Genomic DNA, 14267 nt, shown 5'->3' on the forward strand with positions numbered 1-14267 from the left:
CGCCTCAACTGACATCACTGTGAAGGACAGAGGTGCAATACAGACACTCAGGCGATTTTGAGAGTGATGCATGTTTCACGGACACATCTTGCGCTCCGCGAAGCGTCAAGCCTCCAGCTTATCGCCTGTTTTTTTGTTAAGTAGGTTCTAGCAAGAGCCGTGCGATGGGAGCATTCAAATTTGGTACATTGCCCTCAGAATATAATTCTGGGGCTATACAAACAAAGCCTGCCTTTGCAGGTTATGATACATGAGTCCGCGTAAGCGGTGAGTCCAGTGCTGTAGGCGGGTTTCCCGCGCCCTGGGAACTAGCAAACCCGGAGGGACTTCGTTTGTGTAGCTGCGATTTCCAATCGTAAGCGTGTTTTTTCCAAATTAGGATGCTCCCTGTGCGCTGCGAAAAACCTTATCAAATTTATCCATTAATTTTTACCCCGCCCTCAACCATTATGTTGCGCGGGGTAGTTCATTATCTTAAGCTAGTTTTGGCAATTCCTGGGATGATTTAAAATTAGCATCTAGTTCAAGCCGCACCACAACTTTAACTTCCTCAAGTTGTTGCTTTAACCAAGTAGAAAACAAATCTCCCACAATCTTCAAGCGCAGCGCCTCGTTTAATTGCGGTGGAATGATTTCTTCAACCCTCAGGAGATGGACTCCTTTTTGGGTAACAATTGGCTTGAGAATCTGTGGCGGATGGGCGGCAAAGATACAAGCTGCAATCTCCGGTCTAATATCACTACGGTGTCGTATCCCGCAATAACCCCCAGCGCGGCGCAGTTCTGGCTCTTGTATGTATTGACGGGCAATATCTTGGAAACTAATTTCGGTTTCTTGCAGCGCATAAAACAGTTCCCAAGACAAGTCTTCATCATCTAACACGACTTCATAGGTCACAGCCCCGGCATAATCAAGTTGGTGTTCGTAAAAGAACGGTTCGACTTGCTCTGCAAATAAATAACTCGCTAACTTCGCAGAAAGTAGGTTAATATGGGCTAATTCCTCAAAATCATCGAGGGAAAGAAAATGTTTTTGCAGCCATGTCCAAGTGTCTTCAGCTTTTACAAGTTTGTTGGCTAATCGTAAGCTATCTGCTGAGCGCTGAAGTTCTTCTGGCTCGACTTTAATGTTTGCTTGAGCAGCAGCATCAGCAATAATTTTACGGTTAGCCATTGCTTCAATTATGTCAGGAATTTGGCAGGAAAGCTTGATTTGATGCAGAATGTCTTCAGCGGAAAAATTAAAAGTTTTTGCCATGCTTGTACTCCTTGAATTATTAACATTAGTTATTGTTTATTGCCATCCTATTTGAGTTGGAATTACCTCATGAAGGGAGGGGACAGGAAACAGGATTTTTTATAAATGATTCAGGATGGCTATATTAGGTAGTAATGATGAGTGACTGCCTAATATTAATAACTAAAGATCTAAACCGCCTTTTTGCAATTTCTTAAACGGATCTAACAAGAAGTCAATCACACGGCGCTGACGGATAATCACCTCTGCTGTTGCTGTTTGACCAGGTGTTAACTCTATGCGTTTGTTTGCCGTCTGAATATAAGGCTGCGGCAGGGCTATGTCTAACTCATAAGTTTCTAACTTGCCGGAGTTAGTTTCACTGACTTTGGAGTCTGGTGAAATCCAACTCACGCGCCCTTGCACCACTCCATAATCTTGGAAGGGATAAGCGTCAAATTTAATTTTGACAGGCATCCCTGCTCGCAAAAAACCACTTTGTTGGCTAGTCAATTGGGCTTTAAGTATTAAAGTAGAACCCTTGGGCGCAACTTGTGCAATCATTTGACCGGGTTGTACCACGGCTCCGGGTTGTTGAATCGGCAACTGAAAAATTGTGCCATCAATGGGAGAACGCATCACTCGTTGAGCTAACTGGAGATTGAAAGATTGAATTTGGCTTTTAATTTGACCTATTTCCGATTGCAAAACGGTTATTTGAGATAGCAAATCTTTCAGTTGTTGCTGACTTTTTAACAAAGTCAGTTTCCCTGCCTGAACCACACTTTGATAATTATTTTCCTGCTCATTTAAACGTAGCTGGGCTTGCTGGATATCAGATTCAGCTTGATGAATAGTTCTCTGATAATTAGTCTGTTGCTCTTTTACATTGGACTGGGCTTGAGAAATATTGGACTGAGCTTGCACAAGTTGTTGGTAGTTTTCTTGTGCTAACTGTTGCACTTCTAGAAAGCGATCGTGTGAAATCGCACCCTCGTTCCAAACTTTTCTGTAGCGCGGTACTTTTTCCCGAGCGCTTTTCAAACGAACTTCTGCTAACTTATAGGCGGCAAGGCTAGAATCAAGTGCTTGCCGCATCTGGTTGACTTTAGCCAGTTTTTCCTCTTTTTGTAAGTTATAGCCCGTCTTAAGGGTATCAAGATTCTGTTGTGCCTGCTGTACTTGCGCTCTTTTTTCCAATTGTTGAGCTTGGTTTTGTTGCTCAGTGACGTTAACCGCCAGCATCAGTTGATTTTTAAGTAGCCGCAACTGCGCCAGTTGATTTTTATCTCCTTGGAGTTTTGTCTGGCTAGCCTGCACATTTGTTCGCAGTATATCAGACTCTTGTTCCACCAGTATCTGTCCTGCTCGAACTTGCTCTCCTTCTTTTACCTTCACAGCAATAACATTTCCCCCCACAGCAGCATCCAATCTTTGTGTTGCTCCTTTAGGTTCTATCCGCCCTCTGGCAGTTCCTGTCTCATCAACTTTAGAAAGCATTGACCAAGGTAAGATAATTCCTGTAAAACCTATTATTAAATACAGCAAAGAACGTGTCCAAACTCGTGGTAATGCATCTAGCAGTTCTTCGGTGCCGTAATGCCAATCTTTAGGATGGCTTGCTGTTAGCGTCTGATGATGAACAGTGGTAGAGTCGAGGGTATCAAGTTGTTCCTGAGGTGGTTTGCTAAGAACAGACAATGAATTAAAAGATGGATTTGCCATATTAATTTTTTACCCTTGAGTTTTTGGTTGCCTGGGAATGCCCTAAAATCTTTGTGAAACCCTCGTGTGGTTTTTTGCTCGAGAAGGCAGAGCCTTCCGGAATACGTTACCAAGCTAAGCCCGGTAATGAGCGTAAAACTCAAGCAACTTGAGGCAGTTGTTGTTGGTTGAGGTAGTAGAAATGACCTTTTCTTTTAATTAATTCATCGTGAGTACCGCTTTCAACTAATACGCCGCGATCTAAAACCAAAATTAGGTCAGCATTACGTATGGTAGAAAGGCGATGAGCAATTATCAGGGTTGTGCGCCCTTTGATAATTGTGTTCAGATTGCTTTGAATAATACGCTCGGATTCTGAGTCGAGGTGACTGGTGGCTTCATCTAATAGTAATAAGCGGGGATTTCCTAACAAAGCGCGAGCAATTGCTAGTCGTTGGCGTTGTCCACCAGATAGCAATCCGCCGCCTTCACCAATTTGAGTTTCGTAACCCATTGGCAGTTGCTGAATAAATTCCTCCGCTCCAGCCAGTCGCGCCACTTCCATAATTTCTTCTAGGGTGGCTTCTGGGTGAGCAATGCTAATGTTTTCCCGAATCGTACTGCCAAACAAAAAGGTATCTTGATCTACAACACCAATTTGGGAACGGAGCGACCTCAAAGCAATACTTGTCACATCATAACCGTCGATTAACACTTTGCCCTCTGTCGGCTGATAAAGACCCAAAATCAACTTGAAGAGTGTCGTTTTACCAGAACCGCTACGCCCTACAACCGCCACAGTTTGCTCCGATTGCACTTCAAAACTGAGATTTTCTAGCACGTTACTATCATTGTCAGGATGATAGCGAAAGGTGACATTTTCAAAGCGAATATGACCGCGTAATGTTGGTAAAAACTGACGGGGCGACAAGTGTAAATCTTCTTCTGGCTCGGCTTCTAACACATCATTAATTCGTTCAGCGGAAATGAACACTTCCTGCAATTGATTCCATAGTACGGATAGCCGTTGGAATGGGTTAATGACATTGCCTAACAACATATTGAAAGCAATTAATTGCCCAATTGTGAGTTGGTTCTGAATCACCTGCCATGCCCCAAACCACAGTAATACGGTGTTTGCTACCGTTCTAATTGTGGCACTTATGACTTGCAATTGATTACCAACGACCTGTCCGGAAAAGCCTTTTTTAATCGATTGATGCAAGCGTTCTTCCCATTGCCAGCGTACCGTTTGCTCAACTGCCATTGACCTAATTGTGCGAATGCCTGTAAGAGCTTCAATGAGATAACGGCTCTCAGCGTTCATGGTATTAAATATTTCTCTGGAAATACGTTGCAAAAAAGGCGTTGCAATTAGGGTTAATAACACCATTGGCGGCACAATGACCAGTACTAGCAATGCTAATTTCCAGCTGTACCAGAACATCATTCCCACATAGATAAACACTGTTAGCAAATCCAGAAAGATTGATAGTGCCTCACCCGTTAAAAAGCGCTGAATTTTGTGATTTTCTTGCAGGCGAGAAACGATGTCGCCGACATAACGAGACTCGAAAAACGATAGCGGCAGTCGGAAGGTATGTTTAATAAAACCTACAATCATCGACAGACTGACTTTGTTTGCTGTGTGATCCAGCAAATATTGCCGCAGTCCGTTCATAGCCACTCCAAACAGCCCAAAAATGAGCAAGCCTAACCCTACAGCGTTTAAAGTTAAGGTACTGCCCTGGACAATGACTTTATCTAATAGCAACTGGGTGAATAAGGGCGTTATCAGTCCAAACACCTGAATAAGCACAGAAGCAATGAACACTTCTAGCAGGACTACCCAGTGCGGTTTGACTAACTCAAAAAACTGCCAAAATCCTGTATTTGCTTCCTCGGTTTCTTTTAACAGAGCTGTGGGTTGCAATAACAATGCATAACCAGTCCAATTGGCTTTGAATTCAGCTATTGTGAAAGTGCGTTGGCCGATCGCCGGGTCACCAACAATCACCCGCCGTTTTGTGATTTCATAAACGACGATGTAGTGTTTGCCTTCCCAGTGAGCGATCGCAGGCAAGGGTTGTTGTGCCAATTTATCCAAACTAGCTTTCACAGGTCGGGTAGAAAAGCCAATGCTTTCTGCTGCTGCTGCTAAACTCCGCAGTGACGCTCCACTGCGGCTTGTGTTCGCTAAATCCCGCACTCGATTTATACTAAAGCGCTTGCCCCAATAGCGAGCAATCATAACTAAGCAAGCCGCACCACAGTCAGAAGCGCTTTGTTGTTGAAATAATGGATACCGCTTGGTTAAACGACCCCACACCTGACCAATGGTGACAGTTGGGCTAGGAAAATAAACGCGTCGAGACTGACGGGAGGAAGAATGTGGATGCTGGGAAGAGGATATATAGACGCGTGGACGCTCTAATGTAGGGAATGTAAATGAATAACTCCCCAGATCAAAACGTCTTCCCCTCCCCGCGTCTTCCCCTTCTGTGTCTTCTTCATCTCCTAAGTCAGAATCATTACCAGAGTCTTTTGTAATTAAGTCTGGTAATTGTGGTAAATAATCTAGTGCTATTTGCCAATCAGAATTTTTGAGACTGTAAACTATTGTTGGTTGAATAGCTTGCCAACCACCCTCTCTTGCATTGCAATGTGCCGGAGCATAAATTGTGCCAGGAGTGAGGGTGCTACCATTAGAATGCAGCAGTTCTCCGCGACGCAGCAGCCACAGTTTGCTGTCTTGTGTAAGTTTTGCTGGTAAAAAGCCAATCTCTAGATTGTGCCGTTGAAACAGGGATAATACTTTCAGCATCCCCTCCATAGAAGCCATGCGGGAAGGTTGCGAGTTGTGGTTGTATAACAGCAGCAAATCCCATACTTCTGCACGGGCGAACAGGCGAGCGCGAATATCGGGATATTTGCCCATTAAGTTTTGCAACTTTTCGTTGCTGAGATAGCAAAGCTTTAAATCTGTAGAAGCTCTGGCATTGTAAGGCTGAAATTCTTCTTCGGGAAACAGAGTCATTTCACCAAATGAACCTCCAGTTGAAAAAGTAGCAATTAAGTTATTGGAGGTATCCAGCAGTCTGACTTTACCCGTTAAAACTATATAAATTCCGGGGTTTGCGTCTAATGCTCGCCAGAACAGCTTTGCTATTTGTGGTTTCTGGATTTCTACTGCTCTAGTGCAGTCTGCTAGCTCCGTGTCTGGAAGGGTTTCACCCAAACTTTGGGTGAGTTGTGCAACTAGCTGTTGATACGAAAATTCTCTTGGCATACACTCACCTGTACAATACAACTAGCGATCGGTCTTCATAAAATTGAGTGACCATTGCAAACTAGACTCACCAGGCAATAATTGCAGGTCACCAATTGTAATCCCAGAATCTTTGGTATCGTCAGTTTCTTGTTTGGAGCGATCGTGTCTTTGTTTTGTAGACAGCCCCATTTGTTTGAGCAGGCGATTTATGTGGCGTTCGGTAATTTCAATCCCAAATTCACTTGCTAAATGTTTGCTTAACCATTGGGCTGTCCAGCATTGAAATGGATAGCCGTACTCACGAGGGCTATGGCTCACCAATTCTTTCAAGCGATCGAGATATTGCTCGTTAACACTCTTCGGTCTGCCTATCGGTTGGTCCTGCCATTTGTGAGCTAAACCAGCTTTTGCTGCGCCAATCCAGTACCGCGCCATATGGTAGGAACAACCTAATATTTCACAGATTTGGGTTTGAGATTTACCCCGATCTGCCAGCAACATAACTTCGATGCGACGACGGTATTCTGGTTGTAAATGCGTTTGCAAAGCCTTCAGCAGAACTTTCCGCTGAAAAGGCGTTAAAAACTTGCCGTTATTAACGTTGTAGCTTTCAAAATCTTGAAATTGATTGGCTTCGTGTGTCATAACTATTACCGATTGCACCCAATTGTAAAATGTGGGAGTTCATACCAATACAATTCGGATAAGACCACAGGTTTCATCCGTGTAGCTAAGCCATCCGTGGAAAAATCCTAGAAAATTCCTCAGAGGCTTTCTTGGCACGCAGTAGTTTGTGAAATCCCCAATGAGAAAATTTCACAAACGCATATTTAATATGCCCTAAAAGGCTAATTAAATAGTTAGGTGATATTCAACTAATTTTCTAATGTTTCCGAATTTATTAGTGTTCTACCTTTGAACATACAAACCAGGATGCAATACAGTTTAATTAAAGTCCAATTACTGTGCTGAGGCTCTCTTAATTCCTCAATTGTATGATGAAAATTGTGTGAGAATTTTCACCATTATAGTAAAATCTTCTAAGCTGGCACAGATTTAATTTTTTAGTGTAATTCCTTACAATTTCTAAATGACTCTTTCCTAAGTTAGATTTATAATAATCTTTGATTTAATTAACGCTAATCATCGTTTCAGCCTATTAAAACCTTATTTTGACGAGCAATCAAGTATAACTGGTAAGTAGGTCAGTATTAAAAATTATCGTCATGACAAGGCAGATGGCAGAGGGCAGATGGCAGAAGGGAAGAGGTTTTTAGGCAACTTTACTTTTCGTTACATACTTCGGTTTTTTTGCGCCTTTCTACTTAAACCAAAATCTGCCAAGAACCAAGTTATGGTTCCATTGTTAGGACTCTCTGACAATCAGGTCACGTAACAATAAGGGTTTCAGACACTGAAATGCTAGCTTATGCTTCCAGACCCTGAAATCTTTTGGGTATGGTGACATTGTAAACAAAATGAGTATAGAACAAAACAAAAACTGTTCTCATAACTTGGACAGAGGACATTTAGCGCTGTCATCTTAGGCTTAAGATACCTCGACCAAACGAAGGAAATCTAAGTTTTTACAGATGCCAGCCGAAGGGGCAAATCCTGAAAGTGAAGCATTGCTAGCTGTTTGATGAACAACAGCTACTCACAAATGATATTATGAGGACATTGAGATGGCTCAACCTATCAAAGTCGAAAAAACGGTAACCATTGAAAAATCCGCAGAAGATCTTTACCGCTTCTGGCACAACTTAGAAAACTTACCACGCTTTACCAGGCATCTTAAAAGTGTGAATGTCTATGACGATGGGCGATCGCACTGGGTTACTAGCGCACCGATGGGCAACAGCGTTGAATGGGATGCCAGAATCACTGAAGATCGACCGAATGAAGTGATTGCCTGGACTTCAGTGGAAGGGGCAGACATTGCGAACTCTGGTTCGGTTCACTTTCAACCTGCTCCTGGCGATCGGGGGACTGAGGTAAAAGTCATCACAACCTATGATGCGCCTGCTGGAGTCGTTGGAGATGCAATTGCCAAGCTGTTTGGTGAAAACCCAAAACAGCAAATTGGAGACGATCTTGCCCGCTTCAAAATGCTGATGGAGGCAGGCGAAATTGCAACAAACGAAGGTCAACCTAGAGGTCAAGGATGAATCCATTATGAAAGCAGCTTGTTGGCAAGGTACGCACGATGTGCGAGTAGAAACAGTCCCAGATCCCAAAATCCTCAACCCGCGCGACGCGATCGTCAAGGTGACTGCTACAACCATTTGCGGTTCTGACTTGCACATCTACGATGGCTACATCCCAACGATGCAACCCGGTGACATTATTGGTCACGAATTCATGGGAGAAGTCGTTGAAGTTGGCAGTGAAGTCAAGCGCTTGAAAACTGGCGATCGCACGGTTGTGTCTTCGGCGATCGGCTGTGGTCACTGCTGGTACTGCAAACAGCAGCAGTGGTCCCTGTGTGACAACTCTAATCCAAATGGCTGGATGCAAGAAAAAGTTTATGGCTATGGAACAGGGGCAATCTTCGGCTACTCCCATGCCTTTGGAGGTTATGCGGGTTCCTTTGCTGATTACATCCGCGTCCCATTTGCAGATTTCACAGCCATCGCTGTGCCGAAAGACATTCCGGATGAAAAACTGTTGCCTGTCTCTGATGCCTTTCCCACAGGATATATGGGGGCAGATTTGTGCAACATTCAACCGGGTGATGTCGTTGCTGTCTGGGGCTGTGGCCCGGTGGGGCAATTTGCCATGCGGAGTGCCTACCTGCTGGGCGCAGAGCGCGTTATTGGCATCGATCGCTTTCCCGAACGACTGCAACTCGCGAGAGACTTTGCTAAAGCAGAGATCGTCAACTACGAAGAAGTAGATGTCCTCGAAGCACTCAAGGAAATGACGGGAGGAATGGGTCCGGATGCCTGTATTGATGCGGTCGGTATGGAAGCACACGGTACAGGCCCAGAGGGGTTGTATGACAAAGCCAAACAAGCCGTCCGCCTGGAAACCGATCGCCCGCATGTGCTCCGGCAGATGATGGTAGCGTGTCGCAAAGGCGGCACTTTATCGATCATGGGAGTGTATGGCGGCTTTGTGGACAAGTTGCCAATGGGGGCAGCCATGAACAAAGCCCTCACCTTCAGAACAGGGCAGATGTTTGGTCCGAAGTATATTCCCAAGTTGGTGGAGCACGTTTTGAACGGCGACGTGGACCCCTCGGCTGTGCTGACGCATCGCTTGCCTTTGGCTGAAATAAAGCAGGGTTTTGAAATGTTCAAGCACAAGAAAGACCAATGCATCAAAGTCATGTTGCAGCCCGACTAGTGGCTCATCTCACTACAAACAATGGAGAAAAATCATGAAAGCAGTTTGTTGGCAAGGGGCTAATAAAGTGGGAGTTGACACGGTCCCCGATCCCAAAATTATTAACCCACAAGATGCTGTTATCAAAATTACGTCAACCGCAATTTGTGGGTCTGATTTACACCTCTACGATGGATTCATTCCGACGATGGAGCAGGGCGATATTCTGGGGCATGAATTCATGGGAGAAGTCGTTGAAGTCGGCAGCGAAGTTAAGCGAATTAAGGTTGGCGATCGGGTCGTCAATCCATTTCCCATCGCCTGCGGTCAGTGCTTCTTCTGCAAACAATCGCTAACGTCTCTGTGCGACAACACCAATCCCAATGCCTTTATGGCAGAAGCGATTATGGGATATTCACCCTCAGGCATTTTTGGCTACTCCCATATGTTGGGGGGCTATGCGGGCGGTCAAGCCGAATATGCTCGCGTTCCTCATGCTGATGTCGGTCTATGCAAGATTCCCAACGGGTTAACAGACGAACAAGTGCTGTTTCTTTCGGATATCTTTCCCACTGGATATATGGCAGCGGAGAACTGCAATATTCAACCGGGTGACATTGTTGCCATCTGGGGCTGTGGACCGGTTGCTCAATTTGCGATTCGCAGCGCTTTTTTGTTGGGAGCAGAACGGGTAATTGCGATCGATCGTGTGCCTGAACGCCTCCAAATGGCAAAAGACGGTGGGGCAGAAGTCCTCAATTTTGAACAGGTTGATGTTGGGGAAGCTCTTAAAGAAATGACGGGAGGTCGTGGTCCTGATGCCGTGATGGATGCCGTGGGAATGGAATCGCATGGGATGGGACTGGAGGGACTATTAGACAAAACCAAACAAGCGGTGCGCTTAGAAACCGATCGCCCGCACGCGCTCAGACAGGCGATCGTGGCATGCCGCAAAGGTGGCACCGTATCTATTCCCGGTGTATTTGGTGGATTTGCCGATAAGATTCCAATGGGGGCTTTTATGAACAAAGCCTTGACCATGAAAACGGGACAGACTCACGTTCACAGGTATTTTACCCCGCTACTGGAGCACATTCAGAAGGGCGATATCGATCCTTCGTTTGTGATTACCCACAGATTACCGCTAGAGCAAGCCCCGCATGGTTACGAGATTTTTAAGCACAAAAAGGATCGCTGCATCAAGGTCGTACTCAAGCCAGGACAGAGTGCCTAAAATCCCAGTGAGGCAACTTTAGAATTGCTGATGATTCAGCCAGTCCAGCATCATTGGTAGTTCAATTGCTCCTATCTGAGCAGGTTGGAGGATTGCTGGACTGCCTACCAGAAAGCGATCGCGCAGATACGTATAGCCATGCGAGCAATGGTGCATAGATCGCCAGCACAGCGATGAAAACGATGATGGTTTGCCAGAAGCGTGGCTCATCCTGGGCTGAGAGGGCTGAAATTGAAACAGCAAGCTCACACAATCTAGCTGGCGGCAAGGGAGAAACAAGCCAGGGTAAACCAGCGTGGAGCAGACGGAATCGAGATTCAAACAGCCGACGTTTAGAGGAGACATAGAAAAATGGTTAGTCAGTTGCAGAAGTTACCCACCGATGACTCGTTAGGTACACTGGAGACAGTTGCTCACTTTGACGGCGCAATGCTAACCGGCGTGACAGTGTCACATCAAGGGCGCATCTTCGTCAATTTTCCGAAGTGGGGTGATGAGGTCGCATTCACAGTGGCAGAAATCCGGGAAGGTCGTCCTGTGGCTTACCCTGACGAGGCAATTAATCGTACAGACCCAAATGACCTCGCTGGCACGCTGGTGTCTGTGCAAAGTGTGGTTGTCGATCCGGTCGATCGCCTATGGATTCTCGACACGGGCAGTCCGATGTTCCAGCCAACGCAGTATGGTGGACCGAAGCTCGTCTGTGTGGATTTGACGAGCGATCGCGTTATCAAAACAATCCTCTTTCCTCAAGATGTCGCCTTGCCTACCACTTACCTGAACGATGTCCGCTTCGATCTGCGACGCGGTACCGAAGGCATGGCATTCATTACGGATTCGTCTGACCAAGGGGCAAACGGAATTATTGTAGTAGATTTGGCATCAGGCGAGAGCTGGCGCAAGCTGCACGATCATCCATCTACAAAGGCTGAGGCGCTATCAAGTTTCCGCCCAATTGTCGAGGGTCGTCCACTGTTGGAACGCCAGCCTGACGGGAAGACCAAGCCAATCAAAATGGGGTCAGACGGGATTGCCATTAGTGCAGACGGGTCACGCCTGTACTACTGTCCGCTTGCTAGCCGACGGCTCTACAGTGTTGCTATTGATGCACTCGTGGATCGCTCGATTGACGATAGCGCTGTTGCTGCAACCGTAATTGATGAAGGAGACAAGGGCGGTGCTGCAGATGGACTCGAAACAGACGCGGCAGGGTATATTTACTCGACGAACTACGAGCATAATGCGATTTTGCGTCGCCGTTCTGGTGGGGAGTGGGAAACGGTAGTACACGACCCCCGCCTTCTGTGGCCCGATACGATGTCCGTTGCGGCAGATGGATACCTCTACGTCACAGCAAATCAGTTGCATCGTCAGGCGAAATACCAAAAGGGAAAAGACTTGCGCCAAAAGCCGTATACGCTCTTTCGCGTTCGCATCGACGCTCAACCTGTTCTACTGCGGTGAGGCTCGAAAACGCTCGATTGCACAACAAGCACAAGAGGCAATGGCCATGAACCAATCGCTCAAAGTTGAAAAGACGATGTAACAAGCTAGTAGAAGAACTCTACCGCTTCTGGCACATATTATACCAGATTGAGATGAAGTTGCATAGAAGAAAGGAAGTTGCTCAATCGGTCAGCCTTTCAAGAGAGTGGGTTAGGAATCGGGAAAACAAAGCCTTGCCAAGCTACGCGCTCGTGCTGCGAAGCAGGTTAGCTTTTTGTAGTGCTTAACGACTTTGCTACAGGACTCTTGGTTCAGTATGAACTCTCTATCTCTAACCCATCTTGCAGTGCCGCCGAGCACTAGGGTTTGCCCTAGGTCTAGTTGTATACATTCTGAAGAGATCGTGATGCGAATCGCTCAAGTTTCTCCCTTATGGGAACAAGTACCGCCTCCTGCTTATGGAGGAGTTGAGTTGGTGGTTAGTCTCTTGGCTGAAGAACTCATTCGTCGGGGTCATGAGGTGACTCTGTTTGCATCGGGTGATTCGAGTAGTTTGGCCAAGATAGAATCTGTTCACTCACAGGCATTGAGGTTAGACCCTACCGTTAAGGAACCAAGCGTTTACGAAACACTGCAGCTAATGCGAGTGTACGAACAGGCGCACAAGTTTGATGTCATTCACTCTCACGTTGGCTACCCTGCTCTACCCTACGCCAGATTGGTGGAGACACCGACCATTCATACGCTGCATGGCATCTTGACGCTAGATAGTGAAAAGGTGTTCAAGTATGCTCGCTCTCAGCCGTTTGTCAGCATTTCCAACGCGCAGCGAGAACCAAGAGTGGGACTTAATTACGTTGCCACTGTCTACAACGGCATCGATCCAATGACTTACAAGTTTTACCCGCAGGCAGAGTCGTCTCCCTATCTTGCATTTCTGGGTCGAATCTCACCTGAGAAGGGGGCGCATTTAGCGATCGAAATTGCTAAACGTTCGGGCTGGCACTTAAAAATAGCAGGTAAAGTCGATGTAGTTGATGTGGATTATTTCGAGCAACAGATCAAACCTCACATTGATGGAACGCAGATTGAATACCTGGGAGAAGCTAACCATGCTGAAAAGAGCCTCCTGATGGGAGGAGCAGTTGCAACTCTATTTCCGATTACCTGGCGTGAACCCTTTGGACTGGTCATGATTGAGTCGATGGTAACAGGTACACCTGTGATTGCTATGAATTTGGGCTCCACCTCTGAAGTGATTGTTCACGGTAAGACAGGATTCTTGTGTCGCTCAGTCAAAGACTGTCTCTCTGCCATTGATAGAATGCCTGAGCTAAACCGCTACGCCTGCCAAGAGCATGTGCTAAGTAACTTCACGATTAAGCAGATGACAGATGGTTACGAAGGTGTCTACAACAAGCTTGCTAGTCGTACAACCCAGGACCTTAGTATGATGTACCCCGAAACCTGGACATAGGAATAAGATAGAGTAGCTGCTTACAAAACTAGCAGAACTATGGAGACAACAGGAAATGCAGCGCAAACAGCACAGCGCGGAGTTCAAAATCATCAAGTGCCAGCCGTAGGCACTCTAGTCAGTGCATGGTCGAGTCAGCATCGTCTTGTTTTGGGACAAGTTAAGGTGACAGTTAGAAAAAGTTTGGACTGGGTGGATAGCTATGCCCTTTGTAGAATTCCATCTTGTCAAACTATAAAGCGATCTAGTTGGTGTACTCACAAACTGGAAATCTGCTGAAATTGACAACGCATAAAATGACTGTTAAAAGAAAAGATAGCCAATATATCTGGAAAATCAAAGAAAAAGAAAACGTTTTAGCTATCAAGAATTCTTGGAAAAAAACAGTGGATTGAATACGTCCGAAAATCAATTGAACAAACGCGATCGCCCAAGGTTTGGTCGCGACGAGCGGATACTCCTTTTGTAGAGTTACAAATTAACCAACTGTGAAATTAAGTAGTTTCACAATTGCCATTGTATCAATCAGGCTTTGAGAGAATTACTTTAAAAAAATTCGATATGTACCGGAG

General features: G+C 45.7%; 11 protein-coding genes. 6 read left to right on the forward strand and 5 right to left on the reverse strand.

Annotated features, from left to right (window positions below):
- Positions 1-474: 474 nt before the first annotated feature.
- The 4 genes from HC643_RS14400 to HC643_RS14415 all read right to left on the reverse strand — a co-directional run bounded on the left by HC643_RS14400 (position 475) and on the right by HC643_RS14415 (position 6856).
- Positions 475-1257, reverse strand: a complete 783-nt coding sequence (locus HC643_RS14400; RefSeq protein WP_038089559.1) for a peptidylprolyl isomerase — start codon at positions 1255-1257, stop codon at positions 475-477.
- Between the two features lie 162 nt (positions 1258-1419).
- Complete coding sequence (locus HC643_RS14405) at positions 1420-2961, reverse strand: beta-barrel domain-containing protein (RefSeq protein WP_038089556.1); 1542 nt, start codon at positions 2959-2961, stop codon at positions 1420-1422.
- 139 nt (positions 2962-3100) lie between these two features.
- A complete protein-coding gene (locus tag HC643_RS14410) occupies positions 3101-6229 on the reverse strand; it encodes a peptidase domain-containing ABC transporter (protein ID WP_038089554.1) in 3129 nt (1042 codons plus the stop codon).
- A 21-nt stretch (positions 6230-6250) separates the two neighbouring features.
- The gene (locus tag HC643_RS14415) at positions 6251-6856 is read right to left on the reverse strand and encodes a helix-turn-helix domain-containing protein (protein ID WP_038089553.1); all 606 of its coding nucleotides are present in this window, start codon (positions 6854-6856) and stop codon (positions 6251-6253) included.
- Between the two features lie 1040 nt (positions 6857-7896).
- On the opposite strand from HC643_RS14415, the gene HC643_RS14420 reads away from it, so the two are divergent.
- Genes HC643_RS14420 through HC643_RS14430 form a run of 3 tightly spaced genes read left to right on the forward strand, consistent with a single transcriptional unit; the run spans position 7897 to position 10772 of the window.
- Complete coding sequence (locus HC643_RS14420; protein ID WP_038089550.1) at positions 7897-8379, forward strand: SRPBCC family protein; 483 nt, start codon at positions 7897-7899, stop codon at positions 8377-8379.
- Positions 8380-8386: 7 nt separating this feature from the next.
- Complete coding sequence (locus tag HC643_RS14425; RefSeq protein WP_038089549.1) at positions 8387-9559, forward strand: zinc-dependent alcohol dehydrogenase; 1173 nt, start codon at positions 8387-8389, stop codon at positions 9557-9559.
- Positions 9560-9593: 34 nt separating this feature from the next.
- Entirely contained in the window at positions 9594-10772 is a 1179-nt protein-coding gene (locus HC643_RS14430; RefSeq protein WP_038089546.1) for a zinc-dependent alcohol dehydrogenase, read from the forward strand.
- An 18-nt stretch (positions 10773-10790) separates the two neighbouring features.
- Here HC643_RS14430 and HC643_RS14435 read toward each other — a convergent pair whose 3' ends face one another.
- Positions 10791-10982 carry a hypothetical protein gene (locus HC643_RS14435; protein ID WP_167844576.1) on the reverse strand — a complete coding sequence of 64 codons (192 nt, stop codon included), beginning with the start codon at positions 10980-10982 and terminating at the stop codon, positions 10791-10793.
- A 141-nt stretch (positions 10983-11123) separates the two neighbouring features.
- On the opposite strand from HC643_RS14435, the gene HC643_RS14440 reads away from it, so the two are divergent.
- From HC643_RS14440 to HC643_RS14450, 3 genes are all read left to right on the forward strand, one after another.
- On the forward strand, positions 11124-12236 hold the full coding sequence (locus tag HC643_RS14440; protein ID WP_038089544.1) for an L-dopachrome tautomerase-related protein: 1113 nt from the start codon (positions 11124-11126) through the stop codon (positions 12234-12236).
- A gap of 388 nt (positions 12237-12624) precedes the next feature.
- On the forward strand, positions 12625-13695 hold the full coding sequence (locus tag HC643_RS14445; protein ID WP_038089542.1) for a glycosyltransferase family 4 protein: 1071 nt from the start codon (positions 12625-12627) through the stop codon (positions 13693-13695).
- Positions 13696-13734: 39 nt separating this feature from the next.
- Complete coding sequence (locus tag HC643_RS14450) at positions 13735-13974, forward strand: hypothetical protein (RefSeq protein ID WP_167844687.1); 240 nt, start codon at positions 13735-13737, stop codon at positions 13972-13974.
- Positions 13975-14267: the final 293 nt, after the last annotated feature.

Source organism: Tolypothrix bouteillei VB521301, assembly GCF_000760695.4.
In the GTDB taxonomy this organism is placed as follows: domain Bacteria; phylum Cyanobacteriota; class Cyanobacteriia; order Cyanobacteriales; family Nostocaceae; genus Scytonema; species Scytonema bouteillei_A.